The organism is Azospirillum formosense (assembly GCF_013340925.1).
GTDB lineage: Bacteria > Pseudomonadota > Alphaproteobacteria > Azospirillales > Azospirillaceae > Azospirillum > Azospirillum formosense.
On record NZ_WHOR01000100.1, the window covers coordinates 1 to 19,405 of the forward strand.

Annotated in this window: 13 protein-coding genes and 2 tRNA genes; 5 read left to right on the plus strand and 10 right to left on the minus strand. The window is 68.9% G+C overall.

The genetic code is table 11. The features are described from left to right. Positions 1 to 69 precede the first annotated feature (69 nt). On the plus strand, positions 70 to 291 hold the full coding sequence (locus GBZ26_RS14700; protein ID WP_137138934.1) for a hypothetical protein: 222 nt from the start codon (positions 70 to 72) through the stop codon (positions 289 to 291). A gap of 4 nt (positions 292 to 295) precedes the next feature. On the opposite strand, the gene GBZ26_RS14705 is transcribed toward GBZ26_RS14700, so the two are convergent. The 5 genes from GBZ26_RS14705 to GBZ26_RS14725 all read right to left on the minus strand — a co-directional run bounded on the left by GBZ26_RS14705 (position 296) and on the right by GBZ26_RS14725 (position 6,473). After that, on the minus strand, positions 296 to 1,069 hold the full coding sequence (locus tag GBZ26_RS14705) for an endonuclease III domain-containing protein (RefSeq protein ID WP_343207211.1): 774 nt from the start codon (positions 1,067 to 1,069) through the stop codon (positions 296 to 298). Further along, positions 1,066 to 1,605, minus strand: a complete 540-nt coding sequence (locus GBZ26_RS14710; protein ID WP_174439477.1) for a hypothetical protein — start codon at positions 1,603 to 1,605, stop codon at positions 1,066 to 1,068. Before GBZ26_RS14710 ends, GBZ26_RS14705 begins: the two co-directional genes overlap by 4 nt. 108 nt (positions 1,606 to 1,713) lie before the next feature. Then, positions 1,714 to 5,103, minus strand: a complete 3,390-nt coding sequence (locus tag GBZ26_RS14715; protein ID WP_174439478.1) for a DEAD/DEAH box helicase — start codon at positions 5,101 to 5,103, stop codon at positions 1,714 to 1,716. Between the two features lie 186 nt (positions 5,104 to 5,289). Continuing rightward, entirely contained in the window at positions 5,290 to 5,943 is a 654-nt protein-coding gene (locus GBZ26_RS14720) for a phosphatase PAP2 family protein (RefSeq protein ID WP_051140303.1), read from the minus strand. Between the two features lie 23 nt (positions 5,944 to 5,966). Further along, positions 5,967 to 6,473 (minus strand): hypothetical protein, encoded by a 507-nt coding sequence (locus GBZ26_RS14725; RefSeq protein WP_174439479.1) that lies wholly within the window; start codon positions 6,471 to 6,473, stop codon positions 5,967 to 5,969. A 212-nt stretch (positions 6,474 to 6,685) separates the two neighbouring features. Here GBZ26_RS14725 and GBZ26_RS14730 point away from each other — a divergent pair. Together GBZ26_RS14730 and arsN2 are read left to right on the plus strand one after the other, a co-directional pair. After that, positions 6,686 to 6,762, plus strand: a tRNA-Arg gene (locus tag GBZ26_RS14730). Between the two features lie 143 nt (positions 6,763 to 6,905). Beyond that, positions 6,906 to 7,418 (plus strand): arsenic resistance N-acetyltransferase ArsN2, encoded by a 513-nt coding sequence (gene arsN2 / locus GBZ26_RS14735; RefSeq protein WP_174439480.1) that lies wholly within the window; start codon positions 6,906 to 6,908, stop codon positions 7,416 to 7,418. Here arsN2 and GBZ26_RS14740 read toward each other — a convergent pair. From GBZ26_RS14740 to GBZ26_RS14760, 5 genes are all read right to left on the minus strand, one after another. Continuing rightward, complete coding sequence (locus GBZ26_RS14740) at positions 7,387 to 9,717, minus strand: tetratricopeptide repeat protein (RefSeq protein ID WP_174439481.1); 2,331 nt, start codon at positions 9,715 to 9,717, stop codon at positions 7,387 to 7,389. The two genes, arsN2 and GBZ26_RS14740, sit on opposite strands and share 32 nt — an antisense overlap. Before the next feature lie 423 nt (positions 9,718 to 10,140). Further along, positions 10,141 to 10,216 (minus strand) — tRNA-Ile (locus GBZ26_RS14745). Positions 10,217 to 10,365: 149 nt separating this feature from the next. Beyond that, positions 10,366 to 12,327, minus strand: a complete 1,962-nt coding sequence (gene rpoD, locus GBZ26_RS14750) for an RNA polymerase sigma factor RpoD (RefSeq protein WP_174439482.1) — start codon at positions 12,325 to 12,327, stop codon at positions 10,366 to 10,368. 185 nt (positions 12,328 to 12,512) lie between these two features. Continuing rightward, the gene (dnaG, locus tag GBZ26_RS14755) at positions 12,513 to 14,444 is read right to left on the minus strand and encodes a DNA primase (protein WP_174439483.1); all 1,932 of its coding nucleotides are present in this window, start codon (positions 14,442 to 14,444) and stop codon (positions 12,513 to 12,515) included. A 38-nt stretch (positions 14,445 to 14,482) separates the two neighbouring features. Beyond that, a complete protein-coding gene (locus GBZ26_RS14760) occupies positions 14,483 to 14,944 on the minus strand; it encodes a GatB/YqeY domain-containing protein (RefSeq protein ID WP_174439484.1) in 462 nt (153 codons plus the stop codon). Positions 14,945 to 15,396: 452 nt separating this feature from the next. Here GBZ26_RS14760 and carA point away from each other — a divergent pair, with 452 nt between their 5' ends. Both carA and GBZ26_RS14770 read left to right on the plus strand, forming a co-directional pair. Next, entirely contained in the window at positions 15,397 to 16,572 is a 1,176-nt protein-coding gene (carA, locus tag GBZ26_RS14765; RefSeq protein ID WP_174439485.1) for a glutamine-hydrolyzing carbamoyl-phosphate synthase small subunit, read from the plus strand. A 295-nt stretch (positions 16,573 to 16,867) separates the two neighbouring features. Next, on the plus strand, positions 16,868 to 19,405 hold a 2,538-nt coding region (locus tag GBZ26_RS14770; RefSeq protein WP_174439486.1), incomplete at its 3' end, for a PAS domain-containing protein.

Sequence of the window (19,405 nt, forward strand, 5' to 3'; positions counted from 1 at the left end):
TCCCCCCTGCCGGGCATGCGCCGCCCGCCCTCCCTCATCAATTGACGATCATTCAGCAAGGAGACATTGATGACCGGCAAGCATGAACAGAGCCCCGAGCACCGCAAAGCCCACGATCTCGCTGAAGAGGCTATAGAGACGGCGGCCCAGGGCGATACGCGCAAGGCCAAGAGCTTGGCGGACGAAGCGAAATCCATCGACCCGAAGATCGATCAGGAGATGGCGCGCGAACTGCAAGACGACCGCCGTCAGGCCGAAAACTACAAGGGGAAGGCGGGCGAGACCCCCTGATTCCTTATTCCCGGCTTTCCCGGGGCGGTGGCCCACCCGCCATCCGCCCCTGCCCCTCCGGGCACAGGTCCAGCAGCGCGCACCGCTCACAGGCCGGGTTGCGGTAGAAGCAGACCCGCTGCCCGTGCAGCATCATCACCTCGTGATGGTCGTAGATCTGCTGGGCCGTCCACTCCGGGGGAAGCCGCGCCTCCAGAATGGTGTGCGACGGGCCGACCGCCACGCTGGACGGGATCAGCCCGGTGCGCACGGCGACGCGGTGATGATGGCTGTCCACCGGCAGGGCGGGGCGGCGCAGGCTGCTGAAGCTCATCACCGCGGCGCCGGTCTTCGGGCCGACGCCGGGAAGCGCCTGAAGCCAGGCCCGCGCCTCCGGCACCGTCATCTCCCCTAGGAAATCCAGGGAAAGCTCGCCGCGCAGTTCGGTGATCCGGCGGAGGATCGCCTGGATGCGGGGCGCCTTCTGCTCCGGCCACGTCACCCCGGCGATGACCGTCTCGACCTCCGCCGGGTCGGCGTCGCGCACCGCCGCCCAATCCTCCCCCCAACGCGCCCGCAAGGCGCGGAAGGCCGCACCGGAGGCCGCGTTGCGCGTGCGGTGCGACAGCAGCGAGGACACCAGTTCGCTGAGCGGATCGAGCGCGCGGAAATAGGCGATTGGACAGCCGAAGATCAGGCAGAGCCGGCGGTGGATCTCCAGCAGCTTCTCATCGGGCAAGGCCATGGGCGAGAGCGCGAAGGACGCCTGCTCGTCGTTGGCCTTGAGGCGGCGGCTCACGGGGCCGTCACACCGCCGGACCGGCCGCCCTCCGGCAGCATCAGCCCCTCGTCTGCCGCCATGGCGCGGGCGCGGGGGTCGGCCTGCACGGCGCGGGCGGTGCTGCGGGCACGCTCCTGGACGCGGCGAAAGGCGCGGAGCAGGGCCTGGGCCTCTGCCCGCTCCTGCGCATCGCGTCGCGACTCCGCGGCTTCCGACGCGGCGATCTTGCCGGCGGTGGAGCGTTGCGTCTCGCTGTAGCCGAACAGGCCGGGCTCCCAGCGCTTCAGGTTGGCGTAGGCCAGGGCGCGCGCGGCGGCGTCCAGCCCCTGCCCTTCCTCCCAGGCCGTGCGGGCAGAGCGCAGTTCGTCGGCCAGCACCCGCTGGGGCGGGCGCGGTGGCGGCGGTGGCGGCTGATGCAGCCGGGTGCGCGCCGCCCTCAGGGCGGCCACACGGTCGGGATCGTCACGCCAACGGCGGGCGTCCGCGGCGGCGTCGCGCCACGCGCCGATGAGCCGTTCCGGATCGGGTGCGGTGTCCCGCTTCGTCGATGCCATGGCCCTCCCCGTTGCAAGGGAAACGAACGCAGTGCTTTCGTCTTCAAGGATCTATGCCATGGACCGGCGAAGGCCAGACCGGGAAGGGCGGTAATCCCGAGGGTTTGGTCAGTCCGCCGCCTTACCCAGCAGATAGTCGATGTCCCCGCCTTCAAGTGCACTGATGAGACCGGTGCCCTCGATGGTTGCGTCAGACAGGTTTCCTTTGCGCCGTTGCAAGTCGAGGATGCGCTCCTCCACCGTGTCGGCGGCGATCAGCTTGTAGACGAAGACCGGCTTGTCCTGCCCGATTCGGTAGGCGCGGTCGGTCGCCTGATCCTCTGCCGCCGGGTTCCACCAGGGGTCGTAGTGGATCACCGTGTCCGCCGCCGTCAGGTTCAGGCCGCGCCCGCCCGCCTTCAGGCTGATGAGGAAGACCGGCACCTCGCGGTTCTGGAAGCGGTTCACCGGCTCCGCGCGGTCCAGCGTGCGCCCGGTCAGCTCGACATAGCCGATCTTCGCCTCCTCCAGCCGCAGCTTGATGAGGTCGAGCATGGAGGTGAACTGCGAGAAGATCAGGATGCGCCGGCCTTCCGGCACCATCTCCAGCACCATGTCGGTCAGGGCGTCGAGCTTGGCGGTCTCCTTCACCTTGCCGGCGGCGGGGATCTTGACCAGACGCGGGTCGCAGCAGACCTGCCGCAGCTTGAGGAGCGCATCGATGATGGTGATGGCGTTGCGCGACACGCCGCTGACCGCCAGCGCCGCCCGCACCGTCTCGTTCACCGACAGGCGGATGGTCTCGTAAAGGTCGCGCTGCGCCGGCTCCAGGTCGATGCGCACCACCACCTCGGTCTTCGGCGGCAACTCCTTCGCCACCGCCTCCTTGGTGCGGCGCAGCAGGAAGGGGCGGATGCGGCGCATCAGCTGCTTGGCGCGGGTGCCGTCGGCGCGCTTCTCGATGGGGGTGCGGTAGCGGCGCCCGAACTCCTTGCGGTCGCCGAGCAGACCGGGCATCAGGAAGGCGAACTGGCTCCACAGCTCGCCGAGATTGTTCTCCACCGGCGTGCCGGACAGGCAGAGCCGGTTGCGGGCGTTCAGCGCGCAGACGGCGCGGGTCGCCTTGCTGTCCGGATTCTTGATGGCCTGCGCCTCGTCGAGGATCAGCAGGTGCCAGTCCCGGCGCTTCAGCACCTCGACGTCGCGGCCGACCACGCCGTAGGTGGTCACCACGATGTGGGCGCGGTCGAGATCGCCCAGCTTCTCGTGACGGTCCAGACCGTGCAGCACGACCACCCGCAGATGCGGCGTGAAGCGCTGCGCCTCGGCGACCCAGTTGGGGACGAGGCTGGTCGGCACGACGACGAGGCAGGGGTCGGTCAGGCGCCCCTCCTGCTCCTCCATGGCGATGTGGGCCAGCGTCTGGGCCGTCTTGCCCAGCCCCATGTCGTCGGCCAGGATGCCGGCCACCCGGTTGGCCCGCAGCCCCTGCATCCAGGCGAGGCCGACGCGCTGGTAGTCGCGCAGCGTGCCCTGGAAGCCCGGCGGCGGGTCCATCTCCGCCGGCATCTCCTGCTCCTGGATGGTGCGCAGGTAGCGGTCGATCTGGCCGGTGTCCTCGGTGCGCCGCGCAATCAGGTCGTCGATGTCCAGCAGCCCGTCGGCCTCGGTCAGCGGCACCTTCAGCGTGTCGTCGAGCCGCCGCCCGCTGTCGAGCATGGATTCCAGGACGCTGAGCAGCCGCTCCACCCGCTCCGCCGGCAGGGCCAGCACGTTGCCGTCGTCCAGCACCAAGTGGGCGCGCCCGTCGATGACGCGCGTCGCCTCCATGCCGCCGCGCTCGATCAGCGTCGCCAGGATGGGCAGCAGGGCGCGGCGCTCCCCATCGATCTCCACGCCGACGTCGAGGTCGAACCAGCCGTCGCCGGAATCGCGCACGGCGACCGCCACCTCCTCGTTGGCCTCGACGACGCGGGTGCCGAAGTCGGCGCCGATCTCGACGGTCCAGCCGTCCTTGCGCAGGGCCGGCACCTCAGTCTTCAGAAAGGCCGCCCAGCGCTCCTCGGCGTCCTTGCCGGTCAGCCAGTGGACGCGGGTGCCGCGGGCGTTCAACTGGCCCTTGGGCGGCTCGATGCGCGCCTGGGCGAAGCCGAAGGCGGCCAGACGGTCGAGCGCGCCCTGCTCCAGCGCCTTGTCGCGGCGGACGAAGACCGCCCCGGCGGGCTCCTCGACGCGGGCGAACTGGCGCTGGTCGTCGGGTTCGATCTCGGACGGCGAATCGTCCTCGCCATAGTCGAAGGCCAGCCGCAGCACGTCCACCAGCCCGCCGTCCGGCGACACCACCCGGCCCAGCCGGGCAACGACGCGGGGGTCGCGCTCGACGATGGTCGCGGCGGGGTCGGATCCCATGCGCACGCCGCCGGGCATGCCCGCGGCGAATGCGGACGCCGCCGGGAAATCCGGGCGCTCCGCTGAGGGGCGGGCCGCCCCTGTGCGGGCGGCCGCCTTCAGGGGGACCGCCTTCGTGAGAGCCGCCTTCGCGGGGGCCGCCTTGGCGGCAGGCGGGGGAACCGCGGCCTTGGGCTTCGGCACCTCCACGACCTGCAACTCGACGGGGCAGACGGTGCCGGCCTTCGGATCGACGCACCAGTAGCCCAGCCCCTTGATCATCGCGGCGCCGGGCGGCAAGCCGGTCGGGCGCAGCTTGCGCGTCGCCGGATCGCGGAAGGCGCGGATGGTCATCCCCGCCCCCTCCGCCAGCTCCGTGCCGCCGCGCCAGCGCAGCCGCCCGCAACCGAGCAGACGGCGCAGGATGCGGTCCACCACGTCGCCGCGGCTCTTGGCGACCGGCGTGCGCACCACCCCGCCGCCGCCGAGCAGCCGGGCGATGGCGCGGTCCACGTCGCCGTCCAGGCTGCGCGGCGCGCGGGCCAGAACGTCGCGCGGACTGGCCGGGGTGGAGACGTCGTCGCCCTCCCCCGCCCCCTCCACCGCGATGACGGCGGAGACGAACATGGCCGCGTCGTCCTTGCCCGGCTCCAGGGTCCAGCGAACGCTGAGCACCGGATCGGGTGGCGGTGGCGCCGGGGGCGCCGGTTCCGGAAGCGGCGGCGGTGCGGGAGCCGCGTTGGGAACCGCCTGGAGCGCCGGCGGCTCCGCGGCCGGGGGCGCGTCGAACAGGGACATCTGCCGCCCTTCCGGGCGGGCGTCGAGCGTCATCAGCGCCGCCGCGGCCATGTGGGCGCAGGCGTTGCGCCCGCAGGTGCAGCTCTTGTCGAAGACCACCCGGCTGCGGCCGCGCACCGGAACGACCGTCACCGACAGGGTCCGGCCGAGGTCGGTCACCGTGGCGGCGATCCGCGCCTCCGCCTCCAGCAGCGTCACCGCTCCGGTCAGGATGAGCGTGCGACCGCGCTGCAACGTCTTCGCATCGAAGACGCGCGCCAGATCCTCCTGCGAAAAGGAGACCGTCGCGCTGGCGGTGGCGGCGGCGCGAGGAAGGGAACCGAACAGCGACATGGGCCGGAAGGGATACCGAAAAAGCAGAACGGGTCAGGAACGGGGGCGTCGGTATAAGCCCACACCATGCCCCGTCGCAAGCCCGCTCTCAACCCTCAACCGACACCGCAAGGCAAACATTCCGGTTGCCAAGTCCCGGGAAGTGCAGCCGTGGACGACGACCGCATCCGTCAAGGAAAACAGCCGCTACAGCCGTTCCAGGAAACTGTTCAGCGGCGGCATCGGGCCACAGACCGGGGATTCCTCACGCAGCAGATAGGCGAAATGCTTCAGCATCGGTTCGGCGTTGGTGCGGTCGCCGAGCGCGTAGGTGGCGACGCCGAACAGCACGACCAGGGCGAGGACCAGCGGGCTGAGGTTCAGGCGCGACGGGGTCATCCGGTTGAAGCTCTGCGCGAAGGCCGCCACCGCCAGCCCGCCGAGAACGAGGCCGACCACCACCTCCGTCACCGAATGGTAGCGCAGCAGGATGCGCGACGCCGCCACGCCCACCACCAGCCCGAGGGCGCCGAGGACCACCACGCCACGCCGCCAGCCGTCCAGCGAGCGCGCCGCCATCACCCCGACCGCCCCGTAGACGGCGGCGGCGAGCGCGGCATGGCCGCTGGGGCTGGTCAGCCGGTCGTCGAACAGGCGGATGCCGCAGGCGTGGCCCAGGATCTTCAGAAGCGCCACCGAGCCCATCAGCATGGCCAGCACGGCCAGCCAGCGCGCCGCCGAGACCGCCGAATGGCGGCGCCACAGCATCACGATCAGGATGCCCGCCACCGGCAGCACGAAGGATGTGCTGCCGAGAAGCGAGATCGCCTTGTTGACGTGCCAGAGGTTCAGATGTCCCACGGTCCTTGCCGCTCCCTTTCCATTCAGCGCATGCGAACGAGCATTCCGTCGCGGTAGTTCCAGGCCGCCGTGCTCTTTCCGTCGGAAGCGGGCAGCGAAACAGTCAGCGTCCGGTCGGCCTGCTCCACCTTCGGCGCGTCGCTGCAGGTCCCGAACGGCAGCGAGACGGAGGCCTTGGTCCCGCCGAGGTCGAGCACGCGGAAGCGCGCGGCGCATTTGCCGTCCACGCTCTCTTGAAGCAGCACCAGCCAGCGCCCTTCCATGTTGTAGGCGTTCACGAAGGACACGGTGCGCCCCTCGCGGTCCTCATAGACGACGCGGTCGTTGACGGTCACCTGGATGACCTTCGGGCCGAGTTCGACCATCTGGACGACCTCGTTGCCGATGGCGGCGGACACCAGCACCGCGGCGCCGGACCGGTCGTCCGCCGCCTGCGCCGTCGCGATCGCCGCCGCCCCGATCGTTGCCGTCACGGAAAGCGCCGTCAGCAATCCCACCGGCCCCATAACGGCGCGGCTCAGAAACGTCATGCCCATAGCTGTTCTCAAATGCCCTTCTGGCTGGTCGCTCTCCACGCCAAGGTAAGCCCAACCGCCGCCATTCTGTAGTCCGTCAAAGGGCTGACCTCCCCATGCCGGAAAAATTTCACGGGCCGGACGATTTTGGTTGCCTTCCGGTCACGGCCCGATTAAAAACCGCGCCACCGCAGACGACGGCCCCGCCGACGCCGCGGCAGAGAGAAGCGCCCGTAGCTCAGCTGGATAGAGCACCAGACTACGAATCTGGGGGTCAGGAGTTCGAATCTCTTCGGGCGCGCCACTCTCCTCTTCCCTCAGGAATGTCCTGTACTGCATTGATGAACGCGGTTGGATCAGCTGATCCGACGGCGTTATTCTTGTTTTCGGGAATTTTCGGAAATCGTCCGCACCCGCCGTGGGCGGACCGAAGGGGAGGAAGCCGTCATGACGGGACCACGGACGGTCACGCCGCTGGCGAAGCCGGAGTTGCCGGCTCTCGCAGCTCTTCTCGCCATGGAAGGCTTGCCGAACCAAGACATCGCCGACGCAGGGCGGCGCTTCTGGCGCGTCGACGACCCCGATGGGCTCCTGGGTTACGGCGGCCTGGAAGTCTATGAGCGCGACGGGCTGCTCCGCTCGGTCGTGGTCCTGCCGGAACGGCGCCGCCGGGGCAACGGTCACGCGGTCGTGGATGCGATCTCCCGGGAGGCCGTGGCGCTCGGCCTGGAGCGGCTGTGGCTGTTGACCATCGGTGCCGCCGGCTTCTTCGAACGCATCGGATTCGGGCGTGCGGAACGGAGCGAGGCCCCGCCGGACGTCCGGGCCAGCGCGCAATTCGCCGGCCTCTGCCCCGGCAGCGCCGTCTGCCTGCGCCGCGACCTTGCGTCGCCCGTGGTGGAAACCGCCGCGAGGGACGCCGCCACGGCTATCCCGTCAGAAATCGCTCCAGTCCGGTGATGGTCGCCCGATCACGATAGACGACGGGAAGAGCGGCGGTCTGGCGGGAACCGCGGATGGCCCGCGCCGCGGGGTCGAGCCCCAGGCGAACGGCGTCGGCGATGAAGTCGTCCGGACTTTGGGCGACCACATCGGCCATGCCGAGGCGGTCCAACAGGGCGGCGGCCAGCCGTCCGCGCATGAAGTTCCCCCGCAGCGTGACCACCGGAAGCCCCGCCTCCACCGCCTGCAAAGCCGTGTTGAAGCCGGAAAAGCCGATGCTGTCGAGATAGACGTCCATCACCCGCAGCGTCCCCAGATACGCGTCATGGTCGAGCGGATCGCTGAAGACACAGCGCTCCCGGCTGTCGATGCCCTGGAGAGCGAAGGCCCGCTCCAGCCGATCCTCGAAGATGCGGGTGACGGTGGGCTGGCTGTGCCGGAAGAACAGGAACCGGCTGCCCGGCACGGCGGCGGCGATGGCGGCAAAAACATGATCGTGCTGCGGCAGGTACTTGAACAGGCTTTGGCTGCACAGGAAGGCCGGCGCCGCGTCGGACATGCCGAACCGCCCGCGCGTGACCGACGCGACGGGTCGCCGCGTGGGCTCGACGTAGCAACCAAGGTTGGGCAGGCGGTGCAGGCGCTCGCTGTAGAAGGCATCTCCATCCGGCGGCTCCAGCAGGTCACCCGACAGGTAATGGTCGAGCGTGGGAAGTCCCGTCGTGTCGGGGTGCCCCCAGGCCACGGCCTGCACCGGCGCGAGGCGCAACGCCGCGAGCCGATGGGTCATCGGCTCCATGCCCACCTCGGGGAACAGCAGCGCGTCGGGCCGGTCGGCGACGATGGCGTCCGCCCAGCGCTCCGTGGTGCCAAGGCCGCGCCGGAACACCGCGCAACGCGACGCGGCCAGAGCGGTGCAGGCATCTTCTTCCCCCCTGACATGGTATCCCAGAAGGGTGAACCGCTCCGGATCGAGCTGGGTGAGCCAGCCGGCCAGGATCGCCCGCCACACCGAATGGTCGTGGAAATAGGACGAGACGATCCCGACCCGCAGTCGCGTCCGGGCCGCCCGGAGGTGGGTGGATGCGCGGGGCGTTCCCAGGATGGTCGGGATGCGGCTCCCCAGGCGCGCCTCCATCAGCCCGGCCATGATACCGACGTAGGTTTCCTGCAAAGCCCGGTTGTCCATGCCCTGATAGGCTAGCAGGAAAGGCAGATGCGAGCCCACAAGGTCGAAGGCGCCGCGCTGCGCCTCGACCGGAGCGCCGGGGCCGATCAGCCCGTCGAGTGTGGCGAGGTGATGCGCGTAGGCCTTCCGTCTGGACTCCAGTTCCGCCCCATCGGCGTAGACGTGGTGGAGTTGCCCGACGCACAAGGCCAGCCGGCACGCGGCGTCCCACGGCGCGACCTCCACCCCCCGGGCCAGGAAGCCGATAGCCAAGGCGTCTTCGCCGCGAGCGGCGTGGAGCACCCCCAACGCGTACAGCAGTCCCGGATGGTCCGGGGCGGCGCACAGCCCCTGGTTCAACACCCGCAAGCGGTCGGATGGGCAAGGTCCGGACGACGCGCTGCCCAGCCCGCAATAGGCGTCGCCGTCGTCGGGCTGGCAGGCGATTGCCCGACGGAACGCCGCCATCGCCGCTTCGGTGCGCCCGAGATCGGCAAGCGCCGCACCGAGATTAACCAGCAGCATCGCAGAGCTAGGCACGAGCCGCACGGCGCAGCGGAAGGAGGTGGCCGCCGCCTCCATGGCGCCGCTGGCCCGCAGGAGGTTGCCAAGATTGTTGCAGGCCGCGCCATGGGTGGGGTCGAGCGCGATGAGACGGCGATAAGCCGCCGCCGCTTCCGCCTCCTCCCCCCGTGCCCGCAGCATCCGCGCGAGGGAGAAGCACAGCCCACCATCCTCGGGCGTCAGGCGCAGACGCTGCCGCAACACAGACACGGCCTCGTCGGTCGGGGCACCTCCGGCCAGCATCGGCACCAGACCAGCGAGCGCATCCGGATGGCCGGGGCGCAGCGTCAACGCCCGGCGGTGAAGCGTGGCCGCCTCGTCCGTCCGTCCCAGCGCCATGGCGAGTTTGCCGAAATTGGCGTGGAAGTCGGCAATGTCCGGGGCGCTGGCGATGGCGCGACGGATCCGCGCCATCGCGTCCACCGGACGGCCCTCCTGCCCGTCGAGCACACCCAACAGGTGCAGCGCGTGAGGCTGGTCCGGCTCGACAGCCAGGATCCGACCGTAAAGTTCCCTGGCCTCCGTCAGTCCGCCCTGGAGATGGTATTCGACCGCAAGCCCCAGCGCTTCCTGCACCGTCGCCATGGAGACCTCCGCGCGCTCCTTTGCCAGCCGAAGCAACCTACGGTGAATCCCGTTCTGCGGACAACCCTTCTGCGCCGTCAATCCTGTTTCATGTTCGCGCCGAGATGCCGCCCTGACACAATCTGGCTCTGCTATGCCCCACGACGTCGGCGCACCGGACTTCGTTGGGTCGGTCGACGGGAAGGACGCGCAACAGGGGCGATCAAATCATGTGAGCGGGGTGCCGAACCGTCGTCTTGAAAATCCCGCTTCAGGATCAACTGACCGGTCATGGCGTGCAGCCGAAACAAGCTTGTCCGACGATCCGGGACGTGGAGGGCTGTCTCGGTCGTGCTTCGGGCGAGCCGCTGACCGGCTGCGTTCCCATTGCTTTCCCATTCCCTTGCTTTCCCGTTCACCGCGTCGGCAAGCCATTGGAAAGGTTGGTGGGCCTGGCCGGATTCGAACCGACGACAACACCGTTATGAGCGGCGCGTTCTAACCGCTGAACTACAGGCCCCCACCAAGGGATGCCGAATGTGCCCAGAACAGGGAGCTTATGCAACCCCGTTCAATGAGGGCCGAAGCCCAAAATGAAAACAGGGGACCCGAAGGCCCCCCGCTTTCCTTACGACCGCATTCCGTGCGGAGCGTGCGCTCCCGGAAACCTCAAGTGTCCAGGAAGCTGCGCAGCTTGCGCGACCGCGACGGGTGCTTCAGCTTGCGCAGGGCCTTCGCCTCGATCTGGCGGATGCGCTCGCGCGTCACGTTGAACTGCTGGCCGACCTCTTCCAGCGTGTGGTCCGTGTTCATCCCGATGCCGAAGCGCATGCGCAGCACGCGTTCCTCGCGCGGGGTGAGCGAGGCCAGGACGCGGGTCGTCGTCTCGCGCAGATTCGCCTGGATGGCGGCGTCGAGCGGCAGGACCGCGTTCTTGTCCTCGATGAAGTCGCCGAGATGCGAATCCTCCTCGTCGCCGATCGGCGTTTCGAGGGAGATCGGCTCCTTGGCGATCTTCAGGACCTTGCGGACCTTCTCCAGCGGCATCATCAGGCGTTCCGCCAACTCCTCCGGGGTCGGCTCGCGGCCGATCTCGTGCAGCATCTGGCGGCTGGTGCGGACCAGCTTGTTGATCGTCTCGATCATGTGGACCGGGATGCGGATGGTCCGCGCCTGGTCGGCGATCGAGCGGGTTATCGCTTGGCGAATCCACCACGTCGCGTAGGTCGAGAACTTGTAGCCGCGCCGGTACTCGAACTTGTCCACCGCCTTCATCAGGCCGATGTTGCCCTCCTGGATCAGGTCCAGGAACTGCAGGCCGCGGTTCGTGTACTTCTTCGCGATGGAGATCACGAGGCGCAGGTTGGCCTCGACCATCTCCTTCTTCGCGCGGCTCGCTTCCTTCTCGCCTTTCTGGACGGTGGAGACGATGCGGCGGAACTCGCTGATCGGCAGCTTGGCCTCATCCGAGATGCTCGACACGCCGTCGCGCGTCTTGCGGATGTCGGCCTCGTACTTGTCGTAGAACTTGCCCCAGGTCTTGGGGTTCAGGCCACGGATGCGCTCCAGCCAGTTCGGGTCGAGTTCATGCCCGAAATAGTGGTTGAGGAAGTCCTCGCGCTTCACGCGGCAGTCGGTCGCCATGCGCAGCAGCTTGCCCTCGAAGCCGGTCAGCTTGCGGTTCAGGGCGTAGAGCTGCTCGACAAGCTGCTCGATGCGCTGGTTGTTCAGGCGCACCGTGTTCATCAGCTCGACCATCTCGGTCTTGAGCTTGTCGTACTTCTTGTCCGACTGCTTGGCCACGTCCTCGCCGCGCTGGATGGCCGCGATGCGGCCCTCGTGCAGCTTGTGCAGCTTGTCGTAGGTGGCCTTGATCTTTTCGAAGGTCTCGATGACCTGCGGCTTCAGCGCGGCTTCCATGGCCGACAGGGACAGGCTGTTCTCGCCGTCCTCGTCGCCTTCCTCCTCGCTTTCGCCCTCGGGACGCGGCGGACGCTCCTCCTCGGTCTCCTCCGTGGCGGCTTCCACCGGCTCGGCCAGACCTTCGGGGATCTCCTCACCGTCCGGGCCGCCGCCATAGGTGGCGTCCAGGTCGATGATGTCGCGCAGCAGCATCTTCCCTTCCATGAGGGCGTCGTGCCACTCGAGGATGGCGCGGATGGTCAGCGGCGATTCGCAGATCGCCCCGATCATCATCTCGCGCCCGGCCTCGATGCGCTTGGCGATGGCGATTTCGCCCTCGCGGGACAGCAGCTCGACCGAACCCATCTCGCGCAGATACATGCGCACGGGATCGTCGGTGCGGCCGATGTCGTCGTCGTCCAGATTGCCGGCGGACCGGCCTTCGCCCTCGCCGTCGGCGTTGGCGTTGCCTTCCGAGTCCTGCTCTTCCGATTCGACGATGTTGATGCCCATCTCGGAGAGCATGGCCATCGTGTCTTCGATCTGCTCGGAAGACGACGTATCCTGCGGCAGGGCAGCGTTCAGCTCGTCATAGGTGACGTAGCCACGCTCCTTGCCGCGGGCGATCATCTTCTTGACGGCAAGACCCATGCCGTCCATGAGCGGGCCGTCGCCGGCCTCGTCCCGGGCTTCGGAAACTTCAACGCTGTTCGCAGCTTTCGTGGCCATGCGATCGATGCCCCCGCATTACCCCATAAGAAAAACCCATAGCACGCATCGCAGCGGCCCCCCGCTGTCGATCCGCACCTGCTTAAACCGGTTGTGAACCGTTCCGGACCTTGTCCGGCCAGACCCATCCGGGTCTCATTCCCTCCGGCCCTTCCCTTCCGCACCACGCCCGGCGGCGCTGGCCGCTAGGCATCGTCGAGATCCTCGTCATCCGTCATACCCATTCCGGACCTGATGACCTCCTGTTGAAGGGCCACGACCCGCGCGAAGTTCGCCTCGCTGTTGTCACGGGCCAAAGCCGCCTCCGCTTCTCTCAAATCGGCCATCACCTGCCTGTGGTGCAGGTGATGCCATGTCGGCCACCACCCCCGTTTCGCGTCCAGGGAGGACGCGTCCGGGCGTGCAAAGCCGGCATGGACATAGGTCGACTCGCTGAGCAGAGAGCGGACAATGGTATCATAGCCGGCGGAAGACAAGTGGCGACAAAGCGATGCGGCGTCAAGTCCCGAGTCGTTCTCCCGCCGTTCGGCAAGCAATCCAATGACCGCTTGGCGCAATTCCTCCAATTCCCGGTCGGGAAACGGCAGCATGCCCAGCGATTCGCCCAACTCATCAAACAGTTCGGGGTGATTGATGATCACGGCGAGCAGAACGCGCTCCCGCGCGGCGGCGAGGTTGCCGGGGTTGCGGCGACGGTGGCCGGGCGGCGGCGCGGTGCGCAGGCCCGGCAGGCCCGGCGTGTGACGCCGCGGCTGCTGGCCGAACCGCCCGCCCTGCCCCCCGCCCTGCCATTGCCCTGCAGGAACCCAGGGGCCGCGCCCGTTGCGCTGGCGCGGCGGCGGGGCGAAGGCCTCGTCGACGCGGCGGCGCATCTCCGTGCGGTAGAAGACCTGCACGTCGCGGTCGGCGATCTGCGCGACCCGCGCGTCCAGCGCCGCCTTCACCGCCGCCTTCGATTCGGGGGTGTCGGTGGGCTTGCCCTCGGTCTCCATGCGCCAGACCGCCTCGGACAGCGCGATGGCCTCGCCCAGCACCTCCTGCATGGCGCGGGGACCGTGCAGGCGGATCAGGCTGTCGGGGTCCTCGCCCTCCGGCAGGAAGGCGACGCGGGCGGAATGGCCGGGGGCGAGGTGCGGCAGGATGCGCTCCACCGCCCGCCACGCCGCCCGGCGCCCGGCGTTGTCGCCGTCGAAGCAGAGGAAGGGCACCTTTTCCGCGTCGGGGATCAGCTTCCACAGCTCCTGGACCTGCGTCTCGGTGAGGGCGGTGCCGAGCGGCGCCACCGCGCCCTCGAAGCCGGCGCGGACCAGCGCGATGACGTCCATGTAGCCTTCGGCGACGATCACCGGCTTGCCGTCCGCCGCCGCCTGCCGCGCCCGCGACAGGCCGTACAACAGCGTTCCCTTGTGGAACAGCGGCGTGTCGGCGGTGTTGACGTATTTCGGGCCATCGCCCTCCAGGATGCGTCCACCGAAGGCGACCACCCGGCCACGCCGGTCGGTCACCGGGAAGATCACCCGGTTGCGAAAGAAACTGTAGGGCGTGCGCCCGTCCTCCGGCCGCTTCAGCAGGCCGGCGGTCACCATGTCCTCTTCCGAGAAGCCCTGCTTCAGAAGCTGGCTGCGCAGCGCGCCGGAATCGCCGGGGGCGAATCCCAGGCGGAAGCGCGCCATGCCCTCGGTGTCCAGACCGCGGCGCTGGAAATACTCCAGTCCGGCGCGCCCCGCCGGGGCGTAGAGCTGCTGCTCGAACCAGCGGGCGGCCTGTTCCACCAGATCGTGCAGCGTCTTGCGCCGCTCGTAGCGCTGCTTGTCCTCTTCGGTGGCGCGGGGGACCGGCATCCCCGCCTCGCCGGCCAGCGCCTCCACCGCCTCGGGGAAGGCGAGGTTGTCGTGGCGCATGACGAAGCCGATGATGTCGCCGTGCGCGCCGCAGCCGAAGCAGTGGAAGAAGCCCTTCTGGTCGTTGACGTAGAAGGAGGGCGACTTCTCGTTGTGGAAGGGGCACGGCGCCTTGTACTCGCGACCGGCGCGGATCAGGCGCAGGCGCTTGCCCACCACGTCCGACAAAGCGAGCCGGGTGCGGAGTTCCTCCAGGAATTGGGGCGGAAATGCCATGGGCGGACGGCCCCCGTGCTAGATCGGAAACCGCACGTTCAGCAGGCCGACAGCTGCTGCTTCACGGTGCCGCTGACCTTGGCGAAGTCCATCTGGCCGGCGTAGCGGGTCTTCAACTCCGCCATCACCTTGCCCATGTCCTTGATGCAGGTGGCGCCGATCTCGTCCACCACCGTCTTCACGGCGGCGGCCACCTCCTCCTCCGACATCTGCTTGGGCAGGAAGCCCTCGATGACGGTGATCTCCTCGCGCTCCTGCTCGGCCAGTTCCAGGCGGCCACCCTGCTCGTACAGCTTGATCGACTCACCGCGCTGTTTGATCATCGTCTGCAGCATGGAGAGGATCTCGGCCTCGTCGATGCCGTCGGTGACGCCGCGCGAACGCGCCGCGATGTCCCGGTCCTTCAGCGCGGCCAGGATCAGGCGCACGGTCGAGACGGCGCGCTGGTTCTTGGCGAGCATCGCCTGCTTCAAGGCCTCGTTCAGGCGCGTGCGCAGCATTGCGTGTGTCCTTCGTGTTCGTCAGGTGTGTTCGTCAGGTCGAAACGATAACGGCCGCTCGGCAGCATCCGCACCGTCCCCATCGGTGGGTGTGACGCGGGAGACGCGGCGCGAACCGGCAATATTCCTAAATTTGCGCCGGATTGCCACGTCAATTCCGAAGGGCCGCTTCCCACCCCCCAGCAGCGCCTCCAACGGCCAAGCCCCACCGGTGAAGCACGGCGAATATGCAAACGCGCCGCTGGAAATCGGAGTACCAATCGTCATATACGGTTGACCGGCTCACCCGTCCCGACTAATCGATCCAGGCTCAGACACCCGAACCGCAAGGAACCGGGATGGTGGGGCACGGACCGACGACGACGCGTGCGCCCAGCGGGGCGGGACGCGGCGCCGACGTTCCGCGAAGCAGGAATATGTGGCCCGCGGCGGCTCTTGATAAGGTCTGAAGGATGGCTCAATCGACTCTCCCGGCGGGCGATGCCGGCGCTTACACCGGTGTCCTGGTTCTGGCCGACGGCACCGTCTTCAAGGGCCGAGGCATCGGTGCGGTGGGGGATTCGGTGGGCGAGGTGTGCTTCAACACCTCGATGACCGGCTATCAGGAAATCCTGACCGACCCCAGCTACGCCGGGCAGATCATCACCTTCACCTTCCCGCACATCGGCAACACCGGCGCCAACCCGGAGGACATCGAGACGGTGACTCCCGCCGCGCGCGGCCTGATCCTGCGCGCCGACGTCACCGACCCGTCGAACTGGCGCGCCACCCGCCACCTCGACGACTGGCTGAAGAGCTACGGCCTGGTCGGTCTGGCCGGGGTGGACACCCGCCGCCTGACCCGGCGCATCCGCGACCTGGGCGCCCCGAACGGCGTGGTCGCCCACGCGCCGGACGGCAAGTTCGACCTCGACGCGCTGGTCGCCAAGGCCAAGGGTTGGCCGGGGTTGGAGGGCATGGACCTCGCCAAGGACGTCTCCTGCCGCCAGACCTACGGCTGGAATGAGGGCGCCTGGACGCTCGGCGCCGGCTACGCCACGCAGGAGAATCCGCGCTTCCACGTCGTGGCGATCGATTTCGGCGCCAAGCGCAACATCCTGCGCTGCCTCGCCGCGGCCGGCTGCAAGGTGACCGTGGTTCCGGGCACCGCCACCGTCGAGGACGTGATGCGCCACAAGCCGGACGGCGTCTTCCTGTCGAACGGCCCCGGCGACCCCGCGGCCACCGGCGAATACGCCGTGCCGACGATCAAGGGCCTGCTGGACACCGGCCTGCCGATGTTCGGCATCTGCCTGGGCCACCAGATGCTCTCGCTGGCGCTGGGCGCCAAGACGAAGAAGATGCCGCTGGGCCACCGTGGCGCCAACCATCCGGTCAAGGACCTGGCCTCCGGCCGGGTGGAGATCACCAGCCAGAACCACGGCTTCGTGGTGATGGAGGAGACCCTGCCCGCCGACGCCGAGGTGACCCACGTCAGCCTGTTCGACGGCACCAACGAAGGCATCCGGCTGAAGAACAAGCCGGTCTTCTCGGTGCAGTACCACCCGGAAGCCTCGCCCGGCCCACAGGACAGCCACTATCTGTTCGACCGCTTCGTGGCGCTGATGGACGGCAAGCAGCCGGCCTGACGCCCCAACGGACGCACCGAGCGACCACGGGAAGGGAGCCGCTTGCGGCTCCTTTTTCTTTTCATGCACGCCAGCCACGCGGGGCCTTCATCCGCCTTGCCTTCCTCGCCGGCTCCAGGCCCAATCGATCGAATGGGTTAGCGGTATTTCCACCCCCTTCGATAAAAACCCTGCTCCGTCAAAGGTGTGTCCTTTGCTGCCGGACTCTGCGATGGTTACGGGCGCGCCCCTCGCCATGCATACCGGAGCATGACATCCCTTGCCTGTGCACGCTCAGGATGACAACGCACCCGCCGTGAGCGACGGCGGCCCGGGCGATGATCAAGCCCAGGCCGGTGGCCTGTCGCTCCGCACCGGGCTGGTGCTGCTGGTCATGGCGGCGCTGCTGCCGATGCTGGGCTTCGCCGGCTGGACGGTCTTCCGTATGGCCGAGACGCAGAGCGCCGCGATCGAGCGGTCCGGCCGGGATCTGGCGCGGACGCTGGCCGTCGCCGTGGACCGCGAACTCATTGCGATGGAGACGGCGCTCCAGGTTCTGACCACCTCCCCCCACTTGGAAAAGGGCGATCTCGCCGCCTTCCACCGGCAGGCGACCGAGGTGCTCCAGCACAAGGGCAGCCGGCGCGAGGGCGTCCACATCATGCTGAGCAACGCCCAGGGCCAACAACTGATCAACACGCGCCGCCCGTTCGGCGAACCGCTTCCCCGCGCCGCGGTGACCGGCCTGATCCGGCGGACGGCGGACAGCGGCCAGCCCCAGATCTCCGAAATCTTCATGGGCGCGGTCGCCCAGCGCCCCCTGGTCGCCGTCGCGTTGCCGATCACGCGGAACGGACCTTCGGAGCGGGTGCTGACCATGAGCATCCCGACCGAGATGTTCATCGAGGTGCTGCGCCAGCAGGGCCTCCCGGAGGGTTGGATCGCCGCCCTGTGGGACCGGCAGGGCGTCGTCATCACCCGCACCGCCTCGCACGACACCTTCACCGGCACGCCGATTTCGGCGGACGTGTTCCGCCGGACCGCCTCGACCAGTTTCGGCTCCTTCGACATCGTGGCGCGGGACGGCACGCCGCTGTTCAACGCCTTCGCCCGTTCGGAGCTGTCGGGCTGGACCGTCGCCGTCGGCGTCCCGCAAACGCTGATTGCCGAGCCCATGCGCCGCTCGGTCACGCTGGTGTTGTGCGGCGGCGGCATCCTGCTGCTGGTCAGTCTGGCGATGGCGCTGGCGGTCGGGCGGCGCATCGCCGATCCGGTCGCGGCGCTGGCCGGCGCCGCCCTGGCGCTGGGGCGCGACGGCCCGCACGCCTCGCTGATGATGACCGCCCCCGCACCGATCCGGGAGGTCAACGCGGTGGCCGGCGCGCTGAACCGGGCGGCCCGACGCCTGCGCGACAGCGAGGCGCAGCAGCGGCTGGTCATGGAGGTCGTCGGGCTGGGGGTCTGGCGCTTCGACATGCGCAGCCGCCGTTTCCACGGCTCGGACCAGACCGCGGCCCTCCTGGGCGTCCCGGTGCTCGACGGCGCCTCGGTCGAATCCTGGATTCGCAACGTCGCGGCGGACCACCGCAACGCCATCCGCGCCGCTCTCTTCCGCGACGATCCGTCGAAGGTCGAGCTGGAGGCGGAATTCCCCGTCGGGTCACCCGACGGGCAGGTGCGCTGGCTGGCCATGCGCGGGTCTTGCCTGACCGACCCGGACGGCACCACCCGCGCCGTCGGCATTCTGGAAGACGTGACGGAGCGGCGGCGCGCCCACGAGATGCAGTTGGGCGAACTGGTGGACCGCCACGCCTCCGACCGCCGCCTGTTCGCCGCGATCATCGAAAGCTCCACCGACCTGATCGTCGCGGTTGACCAGGAGTGCCGCTACATCCTCTTCAACGGCGCCTACCAGCGGGAGGTCGAGGCGCTGTACGGCCACCGCCCGGCCATCGGCCAGCGCCTTCTGGAGATGATGGAGCATCTGCCCACCGCGCAGGTCACCGCGGAGTCCCTGTGGAGCCGCGCGCTCGGCGGAGAGCGTTTCACCATCGTGGAGGAGCTGGGCGACCCCACCTTGCAGCGCAAGCGCTACGAACTGGCCTTCGGCACCATCCTGGATTCCAGCGGGCGGCGCATCGGCGCCTATCACGTCGCCCGCGACGTCGAGGAGCGGGAGCGCACCGGCCAAGCCCTGCGCGAGATCGAGGAGACGCTGCACCAGGCCCGCAAGATGGAGGCCATCGGTCAGCTCACCGGCGGCATCGCCCACGACTTCAACAACCTGCTCCAGGCCATCGGCACCTCGCTCTACCTGCTGCGCGCCGCGGGGGAAAGCGGTGGAGCCAGCCATCCCCAGGCCCTCGACATGGCGGAGAAGGCGGTGGAGCGCGGCGCCACCCTGACCCAGCATCTGCTGGCCTTCTCCCGCCGGCAGCGGCTGGAGCCGAAGACGGTCGACGTCGGCGCCCTGGTCACCGGCATGGGTGGGCTGCTGGAGCGCACGCTGGGCGGCACCACGCGCATCGTGACGGAGACGGACCCCAGCCTGTGGCCGGCGCGGGTCGACCCGAACCAGCTCGAAATGGCCATCCTCAACCTCGCCATCAACGCGCGGGACGCCATGGCGGCGGGAGGCACCCTGACCATCCGCACCGGCAATTGCCCCGACGACATGGAGGGACGGCCGCTCGACCTCGCCGCCGGGGACTGCGTGTCCATCGCCGTCGCCGACACCGGCAGCGGGATGAGCGAGGAGACGGCGGCCCGCGCCTTCGAACCCTTCTTCACGACGAAGGGCGTCGGGCACGGCACCGGCCTGGGCCTGTCGATGGTGCATGGGCTGGCCGCGCAA